Annotated in this window: 19 protein-coding genes and 1 pseudogene; 13 read left to right on the top strand and 7 right to left on the bottom strand. The window is 71.6% G+C overall.

What is annotated here, in order from left to right; genetic code table 11:
* Positions 1–188 precede the first annotated feature (188 nt).
* The 3 genes from RFN52_RS34090 to RFN52_RS34080 all read left to right on the top strand — a co-directional run bounded on the left by RFN52_RS34090 (position 189) and on the right by RFN52_RS34080 (position 1,814).
* Positions 189–848 carry a helix-turn-helix domain-containing protein gene (locus RFN52_RS34090; RefSeq protein ID WP_184852138.1) on the top strand — a complete coding sequence of 220 codons (660 nt, stop codon included), beginning with the start codon at positions 189–191 and terminating at the stop codon, positions 846–848.
* Positions 849–880: 32 nt separating this feature from the next.
* Positions 881–1,411, top strand: coding sequence for a hypothetical protein (locus RFN52_RS34085; protein ID WP_033307649.1), 531 nt, complete (start codon positions 881–883; stop codon positions 1,409–1,411).
* Positions 1,412–1,589: 178 nt separating this feature from the next.
* A complete protein-coding gene (locus RFN52_RS34080) occupies positions 1,590–1,814 on the top strand; it encodes a hypothetical protein (protein WP_184852136.1) in 225 nt (74 codons plus the stop codon).
* Between the two features lie 337 nt (positions 1,815–2,151).
* Here the strand turns inward: RFN52_RS34080 and RFN52_RS34075 are convergent, their stop codons facing one another.
* Complete coding sequence (locus RFN52_RS34075) at positions 2,152–2,808, bottom strand: 4'-phosphopantetheinyl transferase family protein (RefSeq protein WP_184852134.1); 657 nt, start codon at positions 2,806–2,808, stop codon at positions 2,152–2,154.
* A complete protein-coding gene (locus RFN52_RS34070) occupies positions 2,805–3,665 on the bottom strand; it encodes a metallophosphoesterase family protein (protein WP_184852132.1) in 861 nt (286 codons plus the stop codon). Before RFN52_RS34070 ends, RFN52_RS34075 begins: the two co-directional genes overlap by 4 nt.
* A 256-nt stretch (positions 3,666–3,921) precedes the next feature.
* On the opposite strand from RFN52_RS34070, the gene RFN52_RS34065 reads away from it, so the two are divergent.
* A complete protein-coding gene (locus RFN52_RS34065; RefSeq protein WP_184852130.1) occupies positions 3,922–5,058 on the top strand; it encodes an ATP-grasp domain-containing protein in 1,137 nt (378 codons plus the stop codon).
* Positions 5,059–5,062: 4 nt separating this feature from the next.
* On the opposite strand, the gene RFN52_RS34060 is transcribed toward RFN52_RS34065, so the two are convergent.
* The 5 genes and pseudogenes from RFN52_RS34060 to RFN52_RS34040 form a co-directional block, all read right to left on the bottom strand.
* Positions 5,063–5,581, bottom strand: a complete 519-nt coding sequence (locus RFN52_RS34060) for a cupin domain-containing protein (RefSeq protein WP_184852128.1) — start codon at positions 5,579–5,581, stop codon at positions 5,063–5,065.
* 77 nt (positions 5,582–5,658) lie between these two features.
* Positions 5,659–6,910: pseudogene (locus tag RFN52_RS34055) on the bottom strand (alpha-L-fucosidase).
* Positions 6,911–6,914: 4 nt separating this feature from the next.
* Complete coding sequence (locus tag RFN52_RS34050) at positions 6,915–9,956, bottom strand: alpha-mannosidase (protein ID WP_184852126.1); 3,042 nt, start codon at positions 9,954–9,956, stop codon at positions 6,915–6,917.
* Positions 9,957–10,027: 71 nt separating this feature from the next.
* Entirely contained in the window at positions 10,028–11,368 is a 1,341-nt protein-coding gene (locus RFN52_RS34045) for a 6-phospho-beta-glucosidase (protein ID WP_184852124.1), read from the bottom strand.
* A 190-nt stretch (positions 11,369–11,558) separates the two neighbouring features.
* Positions 11,559–12,323, bottom strand: a complete 765-nt coding sequence (locus RFN52_RS34040) for a DeoR/GlpR family DNA-binding transcription regulator (protein WP_033307990.1) — start codon at positions 12,321–12,323, stop codon at positions 11,559–11,561.
* A gap of 150 nt (positions 12,324–12,473) precedes the next feature.
* On the opposite strand from RFN52_RS34040, the gene RFN52_RS34035 reads away from it, so the two are divergent.
* From RFN52_RS34035 to RFN52_RS33995, 9 genes are all read left to right on the top strand, one after another.
* Positions 12,474–13,511, top strand: coding sequence for a carbohydrate kinase family protein (locus RFN52_RS34035; RefSeq protein WP_184852122.1), 1,038 nt, complete (start codon positions 12,474–12,476; stop codon positions 13,509–13,511).
* A 61-nt stretch (positions 13,512–13,572) separates the two neighbouring features.
* Positions 13,573–14,850 (top strand): ABC transporter substrate-binding protein, encoded by a 1,278-nt coding sequence (locus tag RFN52_RS34030; protein ID WP_184852120.1) that lies wholly within the window; start codon positions 13,573–13,575, stop codon positions 14,848–14,850.
* Between the two features lie 124 nt (positions 14,851–14,974).
* Entirely contained in the window at positions 14,975–15,859 is an 885-nt protein-coding gene (locus RFN52_RS34025; RefSeq protein WP_184854133.1) for a carbohydrate ABC transporter permease, read from the top strand.
* A complete protein-coding gene (locus tag RFN52_RS34020) occupies positions 15,856–16,704 on the top strand; it encodes a carbohydrate ABC transporter permease (protein WP_184852118.1) in 849 nt (282 codons plus the stop codon). Before RFN52_RS34025 ends, RFN52_RS34020 begins: the two co-directional genes overlap by 4 nt.
* A 149-nt stretch (positions 16,705–16,853) precedes the next feature.
* Positions 16,854–17,774 (top strand): alkaline phosphatase family protein, encoded by a 921-nt coding sequence (locus RFN52_RS34015; RefSeq protein WP_311241124.1) that lies wholly within the window; start codon positions 16,854–16,856, stop codon positions 17,772–17,774.
* Positions 17,771–20,704 carry a glycoside hydrolase family 2 TIM barrel-domain containing protein gene (locus RFN52_RS34010; protein WP_184852116.1) on the top strand — a complete coding sequence of 978 codons (2,934 nt, stop codon included), beginning with the start codon at positions 17,771–17,773 and terminating at the stop codon, positions 20,702–20,704. The genes RFN52_RS34015 and RFN52_RS34010 overlap by 4 nt, the downstream gene beginning before the upstream one ends.
* A gap of 85 nt (positions 20,705–20,789) precedes the next feature.
* Positions 20,790–22,634: a LamG-like jellyroll fold domain-containing protein gene (locus tag RFN52_RS34005; RefSeq protein ID WP_184852114.1), complete on the top strand. Its 1,845-nt coding sequence runs from the start codon at positions 20,790–20,792 to the stop codon at positions 22,632–22,634.
* Positions 22,635–22,655: 21 nt separating this feature from the next.
* A complete protein-coding gene (locus RFN52_RS34000; RefSeq protein ID WP_184852112.1) occupies positions 22,656–24,326 on the top strand; it encodes a PHP domain-containing protein in 1,671 nt (556 codons plus the stop codon).
* A 53-nt stretch (positions 24,327–24,379) separates the two neighbouring features.
* Entirely contained in the window at positions 24,380–25,207 is an 828-nt protein-coding gene (locus RFN52_RS33995) for a PaaX family transcriptional regulator (RefSeq protein ID WP_311241123.1), read from the top strand.
* Positions 25,208–25,252: the final 45 nt, after the last annotated feature.

Below are 25,252 nucleotides of genomic sequence, written 5' to 3'. Positions count from 1 at the left end.
TGCTGCCCCGGGCTGAGGCGTGTCAACTATCGTGGCATTCCATGCCTGTTGACGGCTGAAATTGGCCACAGTTGTGGCGAGACCTGGATGTGAGTTCGAAACACCGGCTACGCTCCGGGAAGTTCACGCCGGGGTAGGTCACGGCATCCACTTGTGAGAAGCCTGTGAGATACGTAGGAGATCTGTCGGTGACGGGTGGCTTCGTCGAGGGTCCGGGCGCCACGCCGACGGCCGTGCTACCGGCCGTCGTCTCCCGTGTCGGCGCGCTCGCCGACCGGCTCGGCGTGCCGCACGCCGAGGTCTTCGACATCGGCCGGCTGTCCGTCGCCTCCGGGGTCCCGGACCCCGTCGTCAAGGCCCTGCTCACCGGCCGGCCGGCGGGCGAGCCCGACGTTCAGGCCCGGTTTCTGCAACGCCTGGACCTGCTGCGCCGGACCCGGCTCAAGCCCAACGGCCGCAAGTACACCCAGCAGGAGATCGCCGACGGCGCGGGCATGTCCCGCCAGCAGGCCGGCGCCCTCATCAACGGCGACCGGCGGCCGACCATGGAACACTGCGACGCCCTCCAGCGGTTCTTCCGGGTACACGCGGGCTTCCTGACGGCCGAGGACCCCGAGGCGCTGGTGAGCGCCCTCCAGACCACCGAGCAGGAGCTGCTGCAGAAGCTCGCCGACCGCGAGCGGCAGGCGGCCGCGGCGGCGGACGACCCGCTGGAGCGCCTGCTGCAGGACCACGGCGTGCGCGGCATCGCCTGGCGGGCCGCGCAACTGCCCACCGACCAGCACCGCGACAAGGTCGCGGAGTGGCTGGACATGCTCCTGGAGAGCGTCAAGCGGCCCGAGTCGTGACCGTGGGGAGAACTGTGGGCATCGGTAAGGAAATGCGCCGTCTGTGCGGCGAGCTGGTCGCGGAGCTGACCCTCCCCGCGCCGGCTCGGCCCGAGGAGCTGTACGCCGCCCTGTGCGACGGCATGAGCAGACGCCGCGGCCGCCCCGTCCGCTTCCGGACGGCCGCGTTCCCGCCCGGGACCGCCAGCGGACTCTGGCTGGACATGGCCGAGCAGGACCTCGTCGTGATCGAGGAACGCACCGCTCCCGATCACCAGTTGGTGATCCTGGGCCATGAGCTGTGGCACATGAAGGCCGGGCATTGCTCCCACCACGTCGAGGGCGCCGCCGTCGCGGCCCGGCTGCTCGACGACGGTGCTGATCTCCAGGCGACCGTGCTGAAGGTCGCCGCGCGTACCCGCTTCGACCTCGACGACGAGAAGGAGGCCGAGAGCTTCGGCCTGCTGCTCGCCAGCAAGTGCCGGGCCTGGCTCGCCGGTTCATCGTCGCGGGGGCCGGTGCAGCGGGATCATCTGGCGGGGCGGATCGAGGCGTCGCTGGGATATCGCGGACCGCAGGGCTGACGGCTCGCGCGCCACGGCAATGGGGTGCGGTCCCGCCTCCGCCGAGCGGGCTAACCGGAGGGCTGCGGGGCCGGATTGTCAGTGGTGGGCGGCAAGCTGGAGGGGCGCCACCGCTGTGCGGGGCGTGCGCGCCGCGAGGGCGCGGGACCGACGACGCCGACACGGGGAGAGCCGATCGATGCCCACCGCCGTTCTGACCGATCGCGAACGCACCGCCGTCCAGGCCTATCTGCGGCTGCTGCACACCGTCCGGGCCGCCTTCGACGTGGAGGGCGGCCCGCCGCTGGTCCCGCCCACGGTCCTCGCCGAGGCGGAACAGGCCCTGCAACGCGCCGGACTGACCGGCAACGAGGAGGCGTTCTTCCGCCTCCTGGAAAACTGGTGCCCGGAGCCGGGCCCCTGACCTGCGGCCCCACCAGCGGGCTCCGTCGTTCGCCGGATGCGCCGGCCCGCCGGCTCGAAGCCGGGCCGGCACTCCGGTGCAGGGCCCGGGCCGCGGGCCGGAAGCGAGCCCCGCATTGCTGCACAGGCCCGGGCCGCGGGCCGGAGCGGCCCCGGAGGCCTACTGAGACTCCCCGACGGCAGCCGGGAAGGTTGCTGAATGCCCGTCGGACAGCCCCGGCCCTTGACGGAAACAGGCCCTGGACCGGGCGGACCGCCGCGTCCGTCCGGCCAGGGGTTCCGGGACTGAGGGCCCGGACCTCCGCCCTGAAGCCGAAAGGGAGCCCCGCGGAGCGGGGTCAGGCGGGGGGTACCGCTATCGCCGTCGCGATCAGGCCCCGCCCCGTTGTCCAGCGGCCGTCGAAGTGGCCGACGCGGCGGGTGCCCACCTGTGGGCCGGGGACGAGCAGCGTCGCGCGGAAGGTGCCGTCGGCGGTGAGTTCGATGTCGGCCTCCATGAAGTCCAGCCACTTCCCGGTGAGGGGGAACCACGCCTTGTAGACGGACTCCTTCGCGCTGAACAGCAGCCGGTCCCAGTGGATGTCGGGGCGTTCGGCCGCGAGCCTGCGCAGCCGGTCCGCCTCGGCCGGCAGGGACACGGACGGCAGGACGCCCTCGGGCAGCGGGCCGTGCGCCTCGGCGTCGATGCCGAGGGACGCGAGGTCGGTGGCACGGACCAGGGCGGCGGCGCAGTAGCCGTCGCAGTGGGTCATGCTGCCGGCCAGCCCGGCCGGCCAGCGGGGGGCGCCGCGTTCCCCGGGCAGGACCGGCTGCGGCGGCACGCCGAGCTTCTCCATGGCACGGCGCGCGCAGGAGCGCACGGCGGCGAACTCCTTGCGCCGCTTGGCGACCGCCCGGGTCAGGAGCGCCGCCTCCTCGGGGAACAGGGGGTCCGCGTCCTCGTGGCCGTAGGCCTCCACGGCGACCACGGCCTCCGGCAGCAGTTCCTCGATCACAGCTCCTCGCCCTCTCTCGGCAGGACACGCCGCAGCCGCCCCGGCGGTCCGGACCGCTTGCGCCACTCGCGCGGATAGCCCACCGACACCTCCTCGAAGCGCACGCCCTCGTGCCAGGTGGTGCGCGGGATGTGCAGATGGCCGTAGACCATCGTGTGCACGCGGAACCTTCGGTGCCAGTCGGCTGTCAGATCCGTGCCGCACCACATGGCGAACTCGGGGTGCCACAGGACGTCCATCGGGTGCCGGTGCAGCGGGTAGTGGTTGACCGGGATCACCGGCAGGTCGCCGGGGAGTTCGGCGAGTCTGCGTTCGGTCCCGGCGACCCGGGCCCGGCACCAGGCCTCCCGGCTCGGGTAGGGGTCGGGGTGCAGCAGATACTCGTCCGTGCACACGATCCCGGTGCCCTGCGCGTACTCCAGGCCCTGCTCCTTGGTCGTGCAGCCGGCCGGCAGGAACGAGTAGTCGTACAGCAGGAACAACGGCGCGACGGCGACCGGCCCGCCGGGGCCCTCCCAGACCGGGTAGGGGTCCTCGGGTGTCGTCACGCCGAGTTCGCGGCACATCTCGACCAGGTACTCGTACCGGGCGACACCGCGCAGGGTGACGGCGTCGCTCGGATGGGTCCACAGTTCGTGGTTGCCGGGCACCCACACGACCTTGCGGAAGCGGGCCGCGAGCGTCTTCAGGGTCCAGCGGATGTCCGCCACGGTCTCCGCGACGTCCCCGGCGACGAGCAGCCAGTCGTCGTCCGTCCCGGGCCGCATGTCCTCGACCAGGGCGCGGTTCTCCGGGTATCCGATGTGCAGATCGCTGATGGCCAGCAGTTGTGCGGCGCCACCGGCCGTCGACGTCACCCCTCGCCCCCTCCGCGCGCACCCGGACGTCACCAAGAGATCACATCCGCGCGACGGGGAGCAAGAGCGGCCCGGGAGCGTGGCCGGAGAATTCCTTCACACGCGCGTTGCACGACGGGGCCCGCCGAAGCCGTATGATCTGGCCCAACACCACCGCTACGAACTTCCCTCTCAAGGGGCGGTTTGGTGTCCCTCCCTTTTCTTGCCCGGGCACGGGCTGCTCAGCCCTGCCCGCGAACCGTGAAAGGCGGCCTGCATGGTCTCTCGCGTACGCGTCTGGCTCAACCGCACGTACGCGGAGAACGTGTTCTTCATGGATCAGCTGCGGAGAAATCCCAGCGACCGGGCCGTCGAGATCCACGCCACCCACGGCGACCCCGACTCCCCGGTGCTGGCCGCCGCCGACACCGCCGAGCTGGAGCCCGAGAACCTGTCCCCCGCCGGGTATGTCGAGTACGCGCTGGACCAGTGCGCGCGGCGCGGCATCGACGTGTTCGTGCCCCGGCTGCACCAGTCGGCGATCGTGGCGCACCGCGCCGAGTTCGAGGCGGCCGGCACGGCGGTGCTGGCGCCGCCGCCCGAGGCCGTGGCCGTCTTCCACGACAAGGTGATCGCCTACGAGGCCGTCCAGGCGATCGGCGTGCCGGTGCCGCCCTGGTACCGGATCCGCTCGGATGACGAACTCGTCGCCGCTGTGGAGGAGTTGGAGGCCGGAGGGCACAAGGCGTGCTTCAAGCCGGCGTCCGGGGCCGGCGGGGTGGGCTTCCGGGTGATCACGCGTACGCCCTTCTCGCTGATGCAGCTGAGCGGGTTCCCGAGCCCGTACGTGCCGCTGGACCTGGTGCTGGAGGCGCTGCGGCAGGCCGAGGAGCCGGTCGACTGGATGGTGATGCCGCGTCTGGAGCAGCCCGAGGTGTCGGTGGACTGCCTGACCGGTCCGGACGACCGGGTCCGGCTGGCCGTGGGCCGCACCAAGAACGGCCGCCGCCGGGGCTTCACCCTGCACGAGCAGTGGCTGGACCCGGCCCGGCAGATCGCCGAGGGCTTCGGTCTGCACTACCTGTCGAACATCCAGTTCCGGATGTTCGGCGACCGCCCGGTCCTCATGGACGTCAACACCCGCCCGGCGGGCGGACTGCACCAGCTGTCGCTGTGCGGGGTCAACGCCCCGTGGGCCGCGGTGCAGCTGGCGCTCGGCGAGGACCCGGGCGAGGTGGTGCCGCCGTTCCTGGGCCAGGACTACACGGTGGTGTCGGGACTGCGTCCGCTGCGGCCGGTGTCGCTGCCGCAGCAGCGGCCGGAGGCGGCGGATCCGCTGCCCGCGGTACCGGCGCCCGCGTCGGCCGAACCGGCCGATTCCGTCGGGTCGGCGGCCCAGGCGCTGCCTCTCTGAGGCCTCAGGCCCTGGCCGCGAGCGCCTCGCGCCAGACGGGGCTGTCGACGTAGTGGTTGTCGAAGCGTTCGGAGGAGTCCTTGATCTCCTGCGGGTCGGCCTCGCCGCGCATCACCCGGCCCAGCAGCCGGAGGTAGTCGAAGCGCCCTGCGCCCGGAGTGAAGACGAACAGCACGTCGGCCGTCGCACCGGGCGCGGCGGCGAAGGCGTGCGGGATGTTCGGCGGTACGAGGAGGAAGTCGCCGGCTCGCAGCACGGTGATCTCCTCGCCCACCAGCACCTGGAGCGCGCCGCCGAGGACGTAGAACATCTCGGACGCCTCGGTGTGCAGGTGGGCGGGCGCGCCGACCGCGCCCTCGGCGAACGTCGACCGGTAGCTGGTGAGCCGCCCGCCGGTGTTCCCGGAGTCGGCGAGCAGGGTCATCACGCTGCTGGGGTCGCGCGTCGTCTCGGCCTCGGCGGCGCGCGTGAGGACCGGTGCGAAGCCGCTGCTGTTTCCCGTTGCGTTCTGTGTCGTCGTCATGACATCGACTCTAGGGAGCCGGGCGACCCACGGCAGGGGGCATTCCGGTGCCGGAATCGTGGGTCAATTCGGCGGCGTCAGAAGCGGCCCCCGCCCCGGTACAACTCCAGCTCTCCGTCCAGTTCGACGGCCAGCACCGTGGCGTGCGGGTCGAGGTCCGCCGCCGCCGGAGGCGTGATCCAGAGGATGCCCGGTGTCTCGTGGAGGCCGCCGGTGACCTGGTGGGGCAGTTCGGTGCCGCTGCCCAGGACCGAGACCCGTCGGACGTCGTTCAGCAGGCCCCGGACGTTGATCTCGGCGCGCGGGGCGTCGAAGAGGGTCAGGTAGAGGGTGCGGCGGTCCTTGGAGAGGGTGCTCGGGCCGTAGTGGTGCCCGGGCGGGAGTCCTCGGACGGTCCCGTACACCGCTTCGGCGTGCCGGGCGATCCAGTCGCCGAGCCCTTCCAGCCGCCGGGCCTGCTCGTCGGTGATCGTGCCGTCCTCCCGCGGGCCGACGCTGAGAAGCAGATTGCCTCCGCCGCCGATGGTCTCGGTGAAGTAGCGGATCAGCTGATCGACGGACTTGTGGTGGTGGTCGTGGTGCTGGTGGCCCCAGGAATCGTTGATCGTGAGGCACAGCTCCCAGGGGCCCTCCGGGGGGGACGACGGGGGCGCCCTGCTCGGGGGTGGCGTAGTCGCCCTCGCTCAGCATGCGGGCGTTGAAGACGACGTCAGGCACCTCGGAGCGGATGAGGGCGGCCAGTTCGGGGATGCGCCACTGCTCCTCGTCGCGGTCCCACTCGCCGTCGAACCACATCAGGTCGGGCCGGTAGCGGCGGGTGAGTTCGCGGATCTGGCCGTCGCGGTAGGCGAGGAACCTCTCCCAGGCTTCCAGGTCCTCGAACTCGGCGGCGACCTCGGAGTAGCGGTTGTCCTCCAGCTCCGGCGGGCGGCCGGGCTTGCGGGTGGAGGCGTAGTCGGGGTGGTTCCAGTCGGAGTGCGAGTAGTAGAGGCCGACCTTGAGACCCTGCTCGCGCAGGGCCTCGGCGTAGCCGGCGATCAGGTCGCGGCCCACGTTCAGCTCGCCGTACGCGGTGTCCCACAGGGCGACCCCGTCGTGGTGGCGGCTGGTGAGGACGGCGTACCGGGCCCCGGCCCGCGCGAAGAGCCGCGCCCAGTCGCGCGGGTCGTAGCGGGCGGCCGTGAACCGGTCGAGCTGGGACATGTACCGGTCGTGCGGGACGATGTCGTCGTAGAACGACCAGGACTCCTGGACGCCGTCGACGGCGTAGATGCCCCAGTGCACGAAGATGCCGAGCTTGGCGTCCTCGAACCACGGCTGCATGGCCATGAGGTCAGCCCCTTCGCAGGCGCAGGGTGAGGATCTGGAAGGGCCGCAGCGTGAGGGCGACGGCCCCGTCGGTGATCTCCGCGTCCTCCAGCGGGCGTTCCAGCAGGTCGGTGATCTGAGCGCCGGCCAGTGGGAACCCGGTGCGCAGGGTGCCGGTGGCGCGGCCGCCGCGGGACTCGTAGAGCCGTACGACGACATCGCCGGAGGCGTCGTCGGCGAGCTTGACCGCCTCCACGGTGACGCCCTCGCCCTCGGCCGAGACGACCGGTTCGGGGGCGCCGGCCGCGTCGGCCACCCGGAGCGGCAGGTTGAGGGAGTAGCCCTCGGCGACGGCGTCCTCGACGGTCGCGCCGGGCAGCAGTGCGTAGGTGAAGCGGTGGCGGCCCTGGTCGGCCTCGGGGTCCGGGATGCGCGGGGCGCGGACCAGGCTGAGGCGGACGGTGGTCGTGGTGCCGCCGTCCTCGCGGACGGTGCGGGAGACGTCGTGGCCGTACGTCGAGTCGTTGATGACGGCGACGCCGTAGCCGGGCTCGGCGAGGTGCACCCAGCGGTGGCCGGAGACCTCGAAGCGGGCCGACTCCCAGCTGGTGTTGGTGTGGGTGGGACGCTGGATGTGGCCGAACTGGATCTCGGCGGAGGAGTGCGGGGCGCGGATGTCGACGGGGAAGGCCGCCTTGAGGATCTTCTCCGTCTCGTGCCAGTCGATGTCGGTCTCGATGTCGATGCGGGGACTGCCGGCGCGGACGCTGATCGTCTGGGTGATCGTGGAGCCCTTGCCGAAGGACCGCTCGACGCGGATCGCGCCGACCAGCGGGTCCTGCTCGACGACCGTGACGGACGACGCGTCCAGGAGGTCCGTGTAGCGGTTCTTGTAGTGCTTGTCGATGTCCCAGGCGTCCCAGTAGTTGGGCAGGTCCGTGTGCAGACGGAGCAGGTTGCCCGGCTCGGCGAGCACCTCGCGGCCGGCGCGCAGGTCGCGGACCGAGGAGAGGGTGCCGTCCTCGGCCACCTCCACGCGGACCAGGCCGTTGTCGAGGACGCGGCCGTCCACGGTCACCGGCTGCGGCGGCGCGGTGTCGGTCAGGGGCGCGGAACCGCTCGCGGGCACCTCCACGAACACCGGTGTGCCGTCGGCGGTGCGGACCACTTCGGCGCGGTCGTAGGGGCCGGCGTTGAAGGCGCGGGGTTCCCCGGCGCCCAGTGCGGTCACCGCCTCGGCGGTCAGCTCGTGCAGCTCCCGCGCGACGCGGGCGTACTCGGCCTCGGCCTCGCGGTGCACCCAGGCGATGGAGGAGCCGGGCAGGATGTCGTGGAACTGGTGCAGCAGCACCGTCTTCCACAGTCGGTCCAGCTTCTCGTGCGGGTAGCTGTAGCCCGGCGCGTGCAGCGCGGCCGTGGTCGCCCAGAGTTCGGCCTCGCGCAGGAGGTGCTCGGAGCGGCGGTTGCCCTGCTTGGTGCGGGCCTGGGAGGTGTAGGTGGCGCGGTGCAGCTCCAGGTAGAGCTCGCCGACCCACACGGGCGCGTCCGGGTACTCCTCGCGGGCCTTGGCGAAGAACTCGTCGGGGTGTTCGACGACGACCTTCGCGGAGCCCTCCAGGTCCGCCAGCCGGCGGGCCCGTTCCATGATCTCGCGGGTGGGGCCGCCGCCGCCGTCGCCCCAGCCGAAGGGGGCCAGGGAGCGGGAGGCGCCGCCCTTCTCGGAGTAGTTGCGGACCGCGCGGGACATCTCCTCGCCGCTGAAGCGGGCGTTGTAGGTGTCGACCGGCGGGAAGTGCGTGAAGATGCGGGTGCCGTCGATGCCCTCCCACCAGAAGGTGTGGTGGGGGAACTTGTTGGTCTGGTTCCAGGAGATCTTCTGGGTGAGGAACCACTCGTTCCCGGCGAGCTTGGCGATCTGCGGATAGGCCGCGTTGTAGCCGAAGGAGTCCGGCAGCCACACGCCCTTGGTCTCGATGCCGAAGTGGTCCATGAAGAACCGCTTGCCGTGGACGAACTGGCGGGCGACGGCCTCGCCGCCGGGCAGGTTGCCGTCGGACTCGACCCACATGCCGCCGACGGGCGCCCACTGGCCGTTCTTGACCGACTCCTGGATGCGGGACCAGACCTTGGGGTAGTTGTCGCGGACCCACTCGTACTGCTGGGCCTGGGAGCAGGCGAAGATGAAGTCGTCGTACTCGTCGGCGAGCGAGGTGACGTTCGAGAAGGTGCGGGACGTCTTGCGCTTGGTCTCGCGGATCGGCCAGAGCCAGGCGGAGTCGATGTGGGCGTGGCCGACGCCGGAGACCGTGTGCGCGCTGGCGTGCGCGGGCCTGGACAGCACCGGCTTGAGCGCCTCCCGGACCGCGGCGGCCGAGCCGGAGACGTCGTCCAGGTCGAGCAGGTCCATCGCCCGGTCGAGGGCGTGGGCGATCTCGTGCCGGCGCGGGTCGTGCTCGCCGAGCTCCAGCATCAGCTCGCGCAGCACCTGCACGTCGAGGTCGAGGTGCCAGACCTCCTCGTCGAGGATGGCGATGTCGGCGGCGCGGAAGGTGTAGAGGGGCTTGTCGCCCGCGGTGAGCTTGTCGCCGAGGGGGGTGGTCTTGGAAAAGTTGTCCGCGAGGATGTCCGGGTTGGAGGCGGCCTCGACCAGGTAGTCGACCGTCTCGCCGCCCTGTGCGGGGTTGGCGATCGCCACGTACTGGTTGAGCGGGTTGACGGCCTTCAGCGGGGTGCCGTCGGTGAGGTGGACGAGGGCCTCGGCCTGGTTGCCGGGCCAGTCGCCGGTGAAGCCGAGGTCGATGACGGCCTCGACGCGCTTGCCGGCCCAGTCGGCGGGCACCTGCCCGCGCATGCGGAACCAGGTGGTGCCCCAGGGCGGGCCCCACGGGGTGCCCATCGAGAACGTCTCGTAGGACGCGGCGGCGGCTTCCTCGAACGGGACCGGCTCCCCCGGGGCCTGCCAGGCCTCGACCTCGAAGGGGACGGTGGCCGCGTAGACGGCGGTCTTGATGCGCTGGTCGTGAAGGCGCTGCACGCGCTCCTCGATGCGGCGGCTTTCGTCGTGCATGGGATGTCTCCAGGAAGCGGGAAGAGCGAGCAGGCGGGAAGCGGCGGGGGAAAGCGCTTACCGATCGGCGTTCACCTAAGGTACGCCAGCCCGGGGTGGACGTCGGTGTAGCCCTCGACCAGCCTGCGGGCCACGTTGACGGAGTCGACGAGCGGATGCAGGGCGAAGGCCTTCACGGCCGTCGCGCGGGAGCCCGATCCGGCGGCGGCCAGCACCTCGCGCTCGACCGCCTTGACCGCGCAGACCAGGCCCGTGGCGTGGTCGGGCAGCGGGTCGACGGTGACGGGGTGGGCGCCGTTGGCGTCGACGAGGCAGGGCACCTCGATGACGGCCTCCGTGTCCAGGACCGACAGCGTGCGCCGGTTGCGGACGTTGAGGATCAGGGTGGTGCGCTCGTCCCGGGCGATCGCCCGCATCAGCGCGAGCGCGACCTTCTCGTAGCCGCCGGACAGGTCGTCCTCGTCGCGTTCGCCGGCGCCCGCGGTCTCGCGGTTCTCGGCCATGTAGGTGGCCTCGCGCTCGGCGCGGGTGCGGTCCCAGACCGTGAGGGCGGGGGCGTGCGGGTTCTTCATCTCGGCGTAGAAGCGGGCCTGCTGCTCGTGCAGGAAGGCGCCACGGGTCTTCTCGGCCTGCTGGTAGGCGCGGACGGCCTCGCGGTTGAAGTAGTAGTAGTGCAGGTATTCGTTGGGGATCGCGCCGAGGGAGCGCAGCCAGTCGGCGCCGAAGAGCTTGCCCTCCTCGAAGGAGCCGAGCAGGTCGGGGTCGGCGAGCAGCCGCGGCAGCTCGTCGCGGCCGGCGACCCGCAGGCCGCGCACCCAGCCGAGGTGGTTGAGGCCGACGTAGTCGATCCACGCCTCTCCCGGGTTCTCCACGCCGAGCACCCGGGCGATGCGGCGGCCGAGGCCCACCGGGGAGTCGCAGATGCCGATGACGCGGTCGCCGAGGTGGCGGGACATGGCCTCGGTGACCAGGCCGGCCGGGTTGGTGAAGTTGATGACCCAGGCGTCGGGCGCGAGCCGGGCCACCCGCTGCGCGATGTCGACGGCGACCGGGACCGTGCGCAGACCGTAGGCGATGCCGCCCGCGCCCACCGTCTCCTGCCCCAGCACGCCCTCGGCCAGGGCGACACGCTCGTCGTCGGCGCGTCCCTCCAGGCCGCCGACGCGGATCGCGGAGAACACGAAGTCGGCGCCACGCAGCGCCTCGTCGAGGTCGGTGGTGGCGGTCACCTCGGGCGCGTCGGCCACTCCGGCCGCCTGCTCGGCGAGGACACGGGTCACCGCCGACAGGCGTCCGGCGTCCAGGTCGTGCAGGACGACATGGGTCACCCGGCCCTCGGCGTGGTCCTGGAGGAGCGCTCCGTACACCAGCGGCACGCGGAATCCTCCGCCGCCCAGAATCGTCAGCTTCACCGGGTTCCTCCGATACGGCGGGCCGCGTGCGGCATGTGGCGGGAACCGAACACGCGCCACCTCCTTGAACTTGCTTCAGGACCCCGGGCTGATGCCAGCCCGGCTGGTGTCGAGGGTGGGGGGCCTTGCTGTTCACCGGACGGCGGGGCGGTCTGAGCCGGCCGTCCTCCCGCCTCGGCCGGGGGAGGGTTCAAGCCTGCCCCTTTCCCGCCACGACCACTTCGACGCCCGCCTCCTGGAAGGAGGCCCGCGTCGCCGCGTCGACCGGCTCGTTCGTCACGACCGCGTCCAGTTCTTCGGGGCCGCAGACCTTCGCCATCCCGTGCCCCGGGAACTTCGCCGCGTCGGCGAGCAGCACCACCTTCTCGCCGGCCTTGATCATGGCGCGCTTGACCGGCACCTCCACGACCGTCGTGTCCATGACCTGCCCGCCGGGCCGCACCCCGCTGGTGCCGAGGAAGAGCCAGTCGGCGTGCAGCTGGCGCAGGTTGTCCTCGGTGAGGAAGCCGACCAGGGAGCGGTACTCGCGGCGGACCATGCCGCCGAGCAGGACCAGCTCGATGCCCTCGTCGTCGGCGAGCTCCTCGTAGACCACCAGGTTGCTGGTGATCACGGTGAGGCGGCGGCCGTGCAGCTGCCGGGCCAGGCGGTAGGCCGTCGTCCCGATGTCCAGCAGAACCGACTGGCCGTCCCTGATCATCGCGGCGGCGCGTTCGGCTATGGCGTCCTTCTCGTTGACGCGCACCTCGGCGACCTCGGCGAAGGGCTGGTCGCCCTCCTCCACGACGGCGCCGCCGTGGACGCGCGTGAGCAGTCCGTCTTCTTCCAGTTTGACCAAGTCACGCCTGATAGTGGCGGGACTCACCCCCAGTTGCTCCGAGAGGTCGGTCACGGCCGCGGGCCCGCCGGCGCGCAGGGCCCGCAGGATGAGTTGGTGTCGTCGTTCTGCCAGCACGGCGTGCACATTACTCGTCATCTCCAATCATCGCCATGCTTATTTCTGCTCGGGTATTGACCAATCTCTCTGAAGCAGCGCACGATTCCGGTCACCGAAATGAAGAGTTTTGACGATCTCCGTCGAAGCCGTGAGCGAGAGGACACATCCGTGGACGGTGACCGGCCCGATGTGCTGCTGACCGGGCTGCTCTTCTACGACCTCGTCCTCACGGGGCTCGACAAGCCGCCGACGCCGGGCGAGGAGATCTGGACCCGGGGCATGGGCTGCGGCCCGGGCGGCATCGCGAACCTCGCGGTGGCCGCCTCCCGCTTCGGCCTCAGGACCTCCCTGGCCACGGTGTTCGGCGACGACTTCTACGGCGCGTACTGCCGGGGCGTCCTGCGCGACCAGGAAGGCGTCGACCTCTCGCTCTCGCGCACCGCGGACGGCTGGCCGACCCCGGTCACCGTCTCCGTCGCGTACGGCCACGACCGGGCCCTGCTCACCCACGGCCAGGAGCCTCCGTACTCGCAGGACGTGCTGATGGGCGACCCGCCCGACGCGCTGACCGCCCTGGTGCACATCGAGGCCCGGCCGCGCGAATGGCTCGCCAAGGCCGCTGCGAACGGCACGCGGATCTACGCCGACGTCGGCTGGGACCCCTCCCAGGAGTGGTCGCCGGCCCTCCTGGAGCAGCTGGCCCTGTGCCACGCCTTCCTCCCGAACGAGACCGAGGCGATGGCCTACACCCGCACCGACAGCGCGATGGCCGCGCTCGGCACGCTCTCGGAACTGGTGCCGGTCGCCGTGGTGACCCGGGGCGGGGACGGCGCCATCGCCGTCGACCAGATCACCGGCGAGTTCGCCGAGGTCCCGGCCCTGGAGACCGACGTCCTGGACGCGACGGGCGCCGGTGACGTCTTCGGCGCGAGCTTCGTCGCGGCGTCCCTCGGCGGCTGGCCGCTGGCGGAACGCCTGCGGTTCGCGGTCCTCTCGGCCGGACTGTCCGTCCGGCACCACGGCGGCGCCCTCGCGGCCCCCGGCTGGCACGGCGTCGAACGCTGGTGGCGCTCCCTGAGCGACCCCGGGCTGCGCCGTGCCTACGGCTTCCTGGCCGACCGGATCCCGGCCGATCCCGGGCCGCCCGTGCGCCACGCCCCCGTCACCCCGCCCGCCCCTCACACCCCCGTCGGTCCGCGCTCCTGAGAAGGGCCGCACTGACCCTCCCACCCCTCTCCACGTCGAACAGGAACAACAGGAGTGACCCGTGGACCTTTCTCGTAGAGGCTTCCTCCAGGCCGCCGCGCTCACCGCGGCCGCCTCCGGTCTGACCGTCGCCTGCGGCGGCGGCTCCGGCTCGACCGGCAGCAAGAACGGCAAGAACCTCACCCTGTGGTACTGGGGAGGCGCGCTCAGCGACAAGGTGGTCGCCGAGGCGAAGACGCACTTCAGCGGCCAGGTGAAGCTGACCGCCGCCTCCATCGGCGGCGACTTCAAGCAGAAGCTGACGACGACCCTCGCGGCGGGCGCCTCCGTGCCCGACATCACCGGCATCAAGGGCGAGGACATGGCGTCCTTCCTGCCCAACGCGAACCGTTTCCTCGACCTGAACGACCTGGGCTTCGAGAAGCTCGCGCCGCAGTACCTGGACTGGAAGACGAAGCTCGCCCGGACCGAGGACGGCCGGCAGATCGGCTTCCCGATCGACATCGGCCCGACCGCGCTCTTCTACCGCGCGGACATGTTCGACAAGGCCGGGCTGCCCACCGACCCCGACAAGGTCGCCGCCCGGGCCGGAACCTGGGAGGAGTACTTCGCGCTGGGCACCGAGCTGCGCGCGAAGGTGCCGGGCACCTACCTGGTCAACAACATCGGCTCGGTCTTCACCATGGCGGTCGGGCAGGGCACCGAGCGGTTCATCGACAGGGACAACCACTTCATCGGCGACCAGGACCACATCCGCAAGGCGTGGACCACGGCGGTCCGCCCCTACACCCTCGGCATCGACGCCAAGATCAACGACAACACCTGGAACGCTGCCGTCGGCAAGACCCTCAGCACCGAACTGGGGGCGGCCTGGCACGCCCTGGACATCGAGCAGGCGGCTCCGAAGACCAAGGGCAAGTGGCGGGTGTGCGCGATGCCCGGCGGACCTGCCAACCAGGGCGGCTCCTACCTGGCCCTGCCCAAGCAGTGCCGGAACCCCGAGGAGGCGTTCAAGATCATCAGCTGGATCCTCAGCCCGGAGAACGACGCCCGAGGCTTCGCCGACGCCGCCATCTTCCCCGCCGCGCCGGCGGCGTACGCCATGCCGGCCATGACGGGCGGCGACCCCTTCTTCGGCGGGCAGAAGGTCATCGAGGTCTTCGGCCCCGCCGCCAAGGCCATCCCGGCCGCCTACGAGGCACCCGCCGACGCCGCCGTCATGGCGCCCTTCATGACCGAGCTGTCCAGCATCGAGGCCAAGGGCAAGAAGCCCGACGCCGCCTGGAAGGACGCGGTCGCCCAGGCACGGCAGATCGCCCGGCGACAGGGGGTGAACTGAGGTGTCCTCACCTCCGGTCACCGGTTCCGCCGCGGTGCCCCGGCACCACGGCGGGCCCGGCCCGGCCCGCTTCCGCCCGCGGCGCACACCGCCCGCCGGCGCCGTGCGGCCAGGGCGACGGGGGGTGCTGTCCCACTGGCGGCAGTACCTCGCGATCTCGCCCTTCTTCCTGATCTTCGGCGTCTTCTCGCTCTTCCCGGTCTTCTACTCGCTGTACCTCGCCTTCCAGCGCTGGGACGGCATGGGCACCGTGCAGTTCGTGGGACTGGACCAGTTCCGGTTCCTCCTGGACGACCCGGTCTTCTGGCTGTCGATCCGCAACACCCTGGTGATCTGGGTGCTGTCCACCGTCCCCACCCTGTTCGGCGCCCTGGTGCTGGCGACGCTGCTGCATTCGGTGCGCCGCTTCAAGGGCTTCTACCGCATCGCTCTGTACATACCGAACGTCACCTCGATCGTCGCCGTGTCGATCTTCTTCGGGGCGGTGTTCAGCAACAACTTCGGTCTGGTCAACGCGATCCTGGGCACGGTCGGCATCTCGCCCGTGCCGTGGCTGAGCAACCCGTGGCTGATCAAACTGGTCATCGCGCTGCTGATGACCTGGATGTGGACCGGCTACAACATGATCATCTATCTGGCCGGCCTCCAGGCCATCCCCACCCAGATCTACGAGGCGGCCAGGCTGGACGGCGCCGGACCGATCCGCACGTTCTTCCAGATCACCATGCCGATCATGCGGCCCATCATCCTGTTCACGGTGATCATCTCGACCATCAACGGCCTGCAGAGCTTCAGCGAGCCCCAGGTGCTGTTCGGCAGCAACGCCGCCAACCCGAACCTCGGCGGTCCCGGCCAGGCGGGCCTGACCACGCTTCTGTACTTCTACCAGTCGGCTTTCGTCAACAACGACTACGGCTACGGCGCGGCCATCGTGTGGGCCTTCTTCGTACTGATCATGGTGCTGGTCGTCGTCAACTGGCGCGTCGTCCAGCGCGGGAGGAAGTCATGACCGCAGTGATCCCGAGGCGGTCACGGCGTCCCAAGGGCCTGACCGCGCACATCGTCCTCGTCCTGGCCGTGCTGATCTCGGTCTTCCCGTTCGTGTGGACGATCGTCATGGCGACGAACACCACCGAGGACATCTACAAGAGCCCGCCGAAGCTGACCTTCGGCTCCCACCTGCTGGAGAACATCCGGCACGTGCTGGACACCATCGACTTCTTCGGGTCGATGCTGAACACGCTCGTCGTCGCGACCGTCACGACCGTCCTGGTCCTGTTCGTCGACTCCCTGGCGGCGTTCGTGTTCGCCAAGTTCGACTTCCCCGGCCGCAAGACGCTCTTCGCCCTGCTGGTGGGGTTCATGATGCTGCCGCTCCAGCTGGCCGTCCTCCCGCAGTTCATCCTCATGTCCGACATCGGCTGGGTCGGCACGCTCAAGGCGCTGGTCCTGCCCGCCCTCGCCAACGCCTTCGGCATCTTCTGGCTGCGCCAGTACATAGAGAACGGCGTGCCCGACGAGCTCCTCGACGCCGCGCGCATCGACGGCGCGGGGTTCTTCCGCCAGTACTGGAACATCGTGCTGCCGATGATCAAGCCCGCGCTGTCCTTCCTCGCCATCTACGCCTTCGTCGGCGCCTGGAACGACTACATCTGGCCGCTCGTCGTACTCAACGACCCCGCCCACCTCACCCTCCAGGTGGCGCTGGCCCAGCTCCACGTCGGCCACACCACCGACTACAGCATGGTCATGGCCGGTGTGCTCATGGCGTCCGTGCCGCTGGTCGTGGTCTTCACGATCTTCGCCCGCGGGTTCATCGCGGGGGCGACGGAGGGGGCGGTGCAGGGGAGTTGAGGCGCACCGAAGGGCGGCGCCGCTCAGGGGTGCGGGGCTGCATCGATGTGCGGCTCCGCCGCGTGGGCGCGACCAGCCACCGCAGGCGCGCAGCCAAGAACCGGCGGTCGGTCCCGAGCTCGTAGTAGTCACAGAAGAAGGGCACCCCAGTGACGGACGTCAACACCGAGGCCCGCCGCCCCAAGGTCCTCGTCGTCGGCATGGACGGCCTGCGCTACGACCGGCTGATCCGCTCCCCTTCCACCGCACCCGTGCTGCACCACCTGATGGCCACGGGGGCCCACGGCACGAGCCTGCTGCCCTACGGCCGTGCCGACGACGACCCCTCGACCGGCACGGCCTACACCGACTCCGGGCCCGGCTGGTCGAGCATCCTCACCGGGGTGTGGCCCGACCGCCACGGCGTCACCGGCAACGATTTCAAGGGTGCCGACTACGCCCGCCACCCCGACTTCCTGACCCGCGCCGGCATCACCAGGCCCGGTCTGCGCACGGCGGCCGCCGTGTCCTGGCCGGCGCTGGTGCGCCGCGGCACACTCGGCCGGGCCATCGGCCGGCGTGTGCGCCACAACGGCGAACGCAGGGGATACGGCACCGCGGACCGCCGCGTCGCCCGCACCGTCCTGCGCTGGCTCGCCAAGTCCGACCCGGACGTGCTGTTCGTGTACTTCGGCGCCACCGACGAGGCCGGCCATGCCAGCGGCCCCCTCTCCCCCGCCTACGACCAAGCCCTCCTCGACCAGGACGCCCACCTCGGGCGGCTGCTGGAGGCGATCGACGCCCGGCGCGCGGATCCGGGCCGCCCCGAGGAGCACTGGACGGTACTGGTCACCACCGACCACGGGCACCTCGACTCCGGTGGCCACGGCGGTGACTCGCCGGCCGAACGGGAGGTCTTCGTCATCCTCGCCGAGCCCGGCGGACCCGCGGGCACCCTGCTGGACACACCCCGCCTCATCGACATCGCCCCCACGGTCCTGGACCGTCTCGGCATCCCCCTCGACCCCGCCTGGGACCTGCAGGGCCGTGTCCTGCCCGGTCCCGCCGCACCGACTTCGGAATGGCCATGACCGACGCACACCCCGACCCCCTGATCGCCCTCCGCCCCTGGCAGGCACCCGAGGTGACCTCCTGGGGCCGGCTGCCGACGAACGCCGTCGACAGGCGCTCCGGAGCCGTCCCGCTCGACGGCGACTGGCGCTTCCAGCTGCTGCCCGCGCCGGACGCCCCGCCCGGGGAGGTCTGGTCGTCGTCGTACGTACCCGGTGTGTGGACCCTGCAGGGCACGGACGATCTTCCGCAGTACCTGAACATCCGCATGCCGTTCGCCGAGTTCCCGCCGGACGTGCCCGCCGCCAACCCGACCGGGGTCTACGAGCGGGTGGTCGACGTGCCCGCCGAGTGGGCCGGGCGGCGGATCGTGCTCCAGGTCGGGGCCGCCGAGAGCCTGCTGCTGGTGCACGTGAACGGGCGGCCCGTCGGGATCTCCAAGGACTCGCACCTGGCCGCCGAGTTCGACCTGACGGGTCTGGTGCGCCCCGGGGAGCGGGCCACCGTGCGCCTGACCGTGGCCAAGTGGTCGGACGCCTCGCACATCGAGGACCAGGACCAGTGGTGGCACGGCGGGATCACCCGCTCGGTGCTGCTGTACGCCACCGACCCGCTGCATCTCGCGGACGTCACCGTGCGGGCCCGGCGGGACGGCGACCTGCTGGTGGAGTGCCGGGTGCGGGACGCGGGCGGCGCCCTGCCCGAGGGCTGGTACGTCAGCGGGGAGCTGGACGGTCAGCTGCTCACCCAGGACGCGGAGTTCGACCGGGCCAACGCCGAGGACGAGCGCGTCTCCGACTTCCTCGGCGAGGCCCGGCTGCGCGCCGCCGTACCGGACGTGCGCACCTGGAACGCCGAGACTCCCGAGCTGTACGGCCTGACCGTCCGCCTGCACCGCTCCGACGGCACCGTCGCGGACACCTCACGGCACCGCGTCGGCTTCCGCGACGTCGAGATCGTCGGCCGGGACCTGCTGGTCAACGGCGAGCGGGTGTTCATCCGGGGCGTGAACCGGCATGATTTCCATCCGCTGACGGGGCGCACGGTGTCGTACGACGACATGCGCGCGGACCTCGTCCTGCTGAAGCGCTACGGCTTCAACGCGATCCGCACCGCGCACTACCCGAACGACCCGGCCCTGTACGACCTGGCCGACGAGCTCGGCTTCTACGTCGTCGACGAGGCCGACATCGAATCCCACGACCACGCGCACGAGATCGCCGACGACCCGCGCTATCTGGGCGCCTTCGTGGACCGGGTCGCGCGGATGGTGCTGCGGGACAAGAACCACCCGTCCGTCATCGTCTGGTCGCTGGGCAACGAGTCCGACTACGGGGCGAACCACGACGCGGCGGCGGGCTGGGTGCGCCGGCACGACCCGACCCGGCCGGTGCAGTACGAGGGCGCGGCCAAGCGCGGCTGGGCGGATCCGGACCTGGCGTCCGACATCGCCTGCCCCATGTACGCGCCGCTGGAGGAGTGCCTGGCGCACGCCCTGTCCGGCACCCAGACCAAGCCGCTGATCCAGTGCGAGTACTCGCACGCCATGGGCAACAGCAACGGCACGCTGGCGGACCATTGGGCGGCCATCGAGGCCACCCCGGGTCTTCAGGGCGGGTTCATCTGGGAGTTCTGGGACCACGGCATCCTCCAGCGTGTGAACGACGGCAGACCGGCCGGGCGTGGGGGCGCCGGGCTCTATGACAACGGTGTCGCCGCGCCCGGGCATCGCTGGGCCTACGGCGGCGACTTCGGGGAGACGGACCACGACGGCGCCTTCATCGCCGACGGGGTCGTCTTCCCCGACCGGACCCCCAAGCCGGTGATGTCCGAGCACCGCGAGATCGCCGCGCCGGTGCGGATCGAGGCCTTCCGGCACGAGGGCGTCGTGCTGGGCAACCACCAGCACTTCCGGGGCCTGGAGTGGCTGTCCGGCGAGTGGGAGCTGTCCCTCGCCGACGGCGGCACCTTGACGGCGCCCGCCGAACTGCCCGCTCTGCGGCCCGGCGAGACGGCCGCGGTGCCGCTGCCGTTCGCGGTGCCGGAGGACGGTGGCGAGGCGTGGCTGACGCTGCGGGTCACGACGGCCGGGGACGAGCCGTGGGCGCCGCGCGGCACGGTGGTGTGCCTGCCGCAGGTGCGGCTGCGGGCGGCGCTCCCGTCGGCGCACACCCGGGTCCCGGACGGTGTGGTCGAGGTCGACGAGGCGGGGCTGCTCGTCCATCCGCTGCTGACGGCCGCGCCCGTGCTGTCGCTGTGGCGGGCGCCGACCGACAACGACGAACTGGGCGGCATGGCGGCCCGCTGGCGGGACTGGGGGCTGGAGGCGCCCGCCCGCGAGGTCGTCTCCGTGCGGCGGGCCCCGGGCCGGGTTGCCGTGGTGTCCGACTACGTCTGCGCGGGCGGGACCGTCCGGCACGAGCAGGTGCTGACGGCGGTGGACGGCGGGCTGATCGTGGACGAGAGCGCGGAACTGCCCGAGGCGCTGCACGACGTGGCCCGGGTGGGGACCGTGTTCGAGACGGTCCCCGGGCTGAACCTGCTGGAGTGGTTCGGGCAGGGCCCCTGGGAGTCGTATCCGGACCGGGCCGCCGGCGCGCCCGTCGGCCACCACTCCCTTCCGGTGGACGACCTGTTCACGCCCTATCTGCGGCCGCAGGAGAGCGGCGGGCGGCACGGCGTACGGCGGTTCACGCTGTCCGCGCCGGACGCCACCGGGCTCGCGGTGCGGCTGGACCGGCCCCGGCAGGTCTCCGTGACCCGGCACCGCGCGGCCGGTCTCGCCGCCGTCGCACACCATGACGAACTGGTGCCGCGGGCCGGGTGCGTGGTGCACATCGACGCGGCGCACCGCGGGCTCGGCACGGCGTCGTGCGGACCCGACACCTTCGCTGCCTACCTCGTCGCGACAGGCGTCCATCGCTGGAGCTGGTCGCTGCGCGTTCTCTGAGTTCTTCCCCCCCTCTCGATCACCCGTCTCGTTCTCTGAGTTCCCCCCTCTCGATCACCCGTCTCAGTCACCTCATGGAGCACCCGTGTGCATTTCGCATGACCACGACCTGGGCGAGGCGCCCCAGGCCGGTGCCGGAAGACGCAGTTTCCTGCGCGCCACCGCGCTGCTCGGCGTGACCGCCGCCGCCGTGACCGCGCTGCCGGCCGTCACCGCCGAGGCGGCGGCCTCGGCGTGGCGCCCCGATCCCGGCAGCCGCCGCTTCACGCTCGCGGTGATGCCGGACACGCAGTACCTCTTCGACGGCCCGAGCATCGACAAGGCGCCGGTCGAGGCCTCGCTGCGGTATCTGCTGGAGCACGGCCGGGAGGAGAACGTCGTCTTCCTGTCCCACCTCGGCGACCTCACGCAGAACGGCGTGAAGGAGGAGTTCGGGGCGATCGGCGAGGCGTTCCGGCTGCTGGACCGGCGGGGCGTCGGCTACAGCGTCCTGGCCGGCAACCACGACGTGAAGTCGTCGACGACCGACCAGCGCGGCGCGACACCGTACCTGGACGCCTTCGGGCCGGAGCGGTTCGCGGGACAGCGGACGTTCGGCGGGGCCTCCCCGGACGGGTACAACACCTTCCACCGGTTCACCGCGGGCGGCCGCGAGTGGCTGGTGCTGGCGCTGGACTGGCGGCTGTCGCCGCAGGGCTACGCGTGGGCGGAGGACGTCCTGGCGAAGCACCCGAAGACGCCGGTGATCCTCACGACGCACGAACTGGTCGTGGCGGACGACACGTTGTCGGACTACGGGCAGCAGCTGTGGGACCGACTGATCGAGGACCACGACCAGATCTTCCTGGCGCTCGGCGGGCACTACTGGCCCGCCGGTCGCGCGACACGCACGAACGCGGCCGGGCACGACGTCCATCTGCACCTGACGAACTACCAGAACCGCTACTTCGGCGGCGCGGCCATGATCCGTCTGTACCGGTTCGACCTGGACCGCGGGGTCATCGACGTCGAGACGCTCTCGCCGTGGATCCTGGGCCGTGCCGCGAAGGGGCTCAACGAGCTGGAGCGGCAGGAGATGGAACTGAGCGGCGACGCCGACCGGTTCTCCGTCGAGATCGACTTCGAGAAGCGCTTCGCCGGATTCGCGCCCGTGCCCGCCCGTGCGGCCCGGCCCGCCTCGAAGCTGCTCGTCCCGGGCACGATGGCGTACTGGCGCTTCGACAAGCCCGTGGACGGCTCGGCCGGCTCGGCCGGCACGGTCCGTGACCTGTCCGGGCGGGGCAACGACCTCTCCGTCGTGTCGGTCGGCGGCGGCGCGCTGGGCTGGTCGGCCGACCACCACCCCGACCAGCCGGCCCACGGCAGCCTGGAGTTCCAGGGCTTCAAGTCCCCGCTGAAGGGCGCGTATCTGAGAACGGTCGACGGCGCCCCGCTCAACGCGGCGACGTTCGAGGACGGTTACACCATCGAGGCGTTCTACCGGCTGCCCGCCGACTGGGACCCGGACCACAACGCCTGGTCGGGTCTGGTCTCGCGCACGGGCACGGGCGGGGCCGCCGGGAAGACCGCCGACGACCCGGACGAGCCGCTGGCCACGCTGTCGCTGTCCAACGACCGGGAGCCGCAGTGGGCGATGCGGCCGGTCAACCAGCAGGGCATCGCCACCAACTGGGGCCAGGAGACGCCGCTGGAGACCTGGTGGCACCTCGCGGTCGTCAACGACGGCAGGCACACAACGCTGTACGTCGAGAGCTGCCCGGTGCTCCGCAATCCCAAGGCCTCCTCCGTCGGCATCACCTCCGTGGGGCTGCCGTGGCTGCTGGGCGGCTACGAGTACGGCGGGAAGATCGACCAGATCTTCCACGGCCGGCTCGGCGACGTCCGGATCGTCTCCCGGGCGCTGCCCGTCACCTCCTTCATGAATCACTGAGATCCGAAGGGCTTGTCGATCATGACCGAGCAGCAACTGCCCGCCTGGGCCGACCCGTCCGTCTCCCCCTCCGCCCTCGACCCGCAGGGCGTCTCCCGCCGCGGGCTGCTGCGCCGCGCGGGCCTCTTCGGCGCCGCGTTCGCCCTCGGCTCGGCGGCGGTCCCGGCCCGGGCCGCCGACGGCCTGCGGCCCGGCGGTGAGGACCCACGCCTCGCCTACCTCGTCGGCGACCACCACATCCACTCCGTCTACAGCCACGACGCCAAGTACACCTTCTCCCAGCTGGCCGCCGCGGGCGCGAAGTACGGCCTGGACTGGATGGTGTTCACCGAGCACTCCAACTTCGGGCACGCCGGCTTCGGGGCCGCGCTGGAGCACCGGGAGATCCTCGACGCGCGGGCGGAGAACCCCCGTCAGCTGATCTTCCAGGGCCTGGAGTGGTACATCCCGGCGGCCGAGCACTGCACGGTGTTCACCGCGCCCGGCCCGCACGAGGTCGACGTGCTGACCCGCTTCGAAAGCGCCTACGACGGCAAGCTCCTCGCCTACGACAAGGGCGGCCCCGGCGACGCGGACACCGCCCGTAACGAGGCACACGCGGTGAAGGCGATCAAGTGGCTGGCCGAGCAGCGGCGTTCGGGCTACGTCGACGACGTGCTGGTCCTCGCCAACCACCCGATGCGCCTGGGCATCGACTCCCCGCACGAGATGCGCAACTGGCGGGACGCGGCGCCCGAGATCATGATCGGCATGGAGGGCGCGCCCGGTGCCCAGGGCGCGGCCATCCCCGGCTGGCGCGGGGCCGGCTCGATCCGCGGCGAGTACGAGAACAAGCCGTCCGCGCAGTCCTGGCCCGGCTATCCGGCGGACGCCTACCTCACGTACGGCGGTTTCGACTGGGCGACCGCGACCGTCGGCGGTCTGTGGGACTCGATGCTGGCCGAGGGCCGGCTGTTCTCGGTCACCACCAACTCCGACGCCCACCGGATCGTCTTCGACACCTGGAAGAACGGCGACTGGGCGCCCGGGCAGACCTTCGACAGCACCGGCAGGCTGCCCGACCCGGTGAACACGGACACCCCGCAGCCGGGCAGCGACTTCTGGCCCGGCCAGTTCAGCCGCACCCACGTGGGCGTGACCCGCTACGGGTACCGCGCGGTCATGGCGGGGATGCGCGCGGGCCGGGTGTGGCTGGACCACGGGCATCTGCTCGACGGGCTGGAGGTGCGCCTGACCCGGGACCACGACCGGGGCCGGGGCGTGACGCTCGGCGGCCGGCTGCGGGTGCGCAAGGGCGAGAAGCTCATCCTGAACGTCACGGTGACGACCGCCTCCCGGCCCAACCCGCAGGGGATCCTGCCCGAGCCGGCGCATGTGGACGTCATCCGCGGCACGGTGCGCGGCCCGGTCGCCGACCGTGACACCTGGAAGGCGCCCGACACCCGGGTCGTGGAGTCGAGGGACGTCTCGGGCCGCACGGGCACCTACACCCTGCGCATCCCGCTCACCGCGGGCAACGAGTCCTTCTATGTCCGGCTGCGCGGCAGCGACGGCAACCGCAACGGCACCGGGTACCTCGGCGCCTCGGTCGATCCGCACGGGCCGGTCCCGCACGCGCCCGGGAACGGCGACCCGTGGGCGGACACGTGGTTCTACTCGAACCCCGTGTTCGTCGACGTCGAGGGGGCCTGATCCCCGGGTACCAGCAGGTCACGGACTGATCGGGCGGAGGTACGGTGGGCCGCGTGACCGGTGAAGAGTCGCTGCGGCCCCAGTCCCTCATGCTGACGTTCCTGGGCGACCAGGTGCTCGGCCGTGACGTGTGCGTGTACTCCGGCAGCGTCATCGACGTGTTCGCCCGCGCCGGGATCGGCGAGCAGGCCACCCGCTCGACCCTGACCCGCATGGTGGGCCGTGACCTGCTGCGCCGCCAGCGCGAGGGCCGTCGCATGTACTTCGGGCTCACCGAGCGCTCGGAGGCGGTGCTGCGCGACGGCGCGCAGCGGATCTGGCGGGCGGGTGCCGTCAACCGGCGGTGGGACGGCACCTGGACGCTGCTCGGCTTCTCCCTGCCGGAGTCCTGGCAGCGCCAGCGCCACGACCTGCGCTCCCGGCTGACCTGGAGCGGCTTCGGCCCGCTCTTCAACGGCCTGTGGATCGCCCCGGGCGAGGTCGACGTGTCGGCCCTGGTGGCCGAGCTCGGCCTGTCCGCCCACGTCAAGGTCTTCCGGGCGCACGCGGACACCGGCATGGACATCGGCCGGATGATCGAGGAGACCTGGGAGCTGTCCGAACTGGCCGACCGCTACGAGGGGTTCGCGGGGCGCTGGCAGCACTGGGAGGACGACCTGCCGGACGCCGGCGACGCCCTCGTGCTGCGCCTGCGCCTCCAGACGGAGTGGCTGCAGATCGTCCGCCGCGACCCACGGCTGCCGGTCGAGCACCTGCCCGCCGACTGGCCGGCCGAACCGGCCGAGAAGACGTTCCGGACCGTGCACGAACGCCTCTCCCCCCTCGCCGAGGAGGCCTCGGAACGCCTTCTGGACCTGGTGCCGGCGCGGGCGCGTGCGTGAACTACGCCGGATGGACGACCGACCTGCTGACGTCCCTCGTTCCGG

The organism is Streptomyces collinus, from assembly GCF_031348265.1.
GTDB classification, from domain to species: domain Bacteria; phylum Actinomycetota; class Actinomycetes; order Streptomycetales; family Streptomycetaceae; genus Streptomyces; species Streptomyces collinus.
The sequence above is the reverse complement of the archived record's forward strand: the minus strand, read 5'-3'. Positions and strand labels throughout refer to the sequence as shown.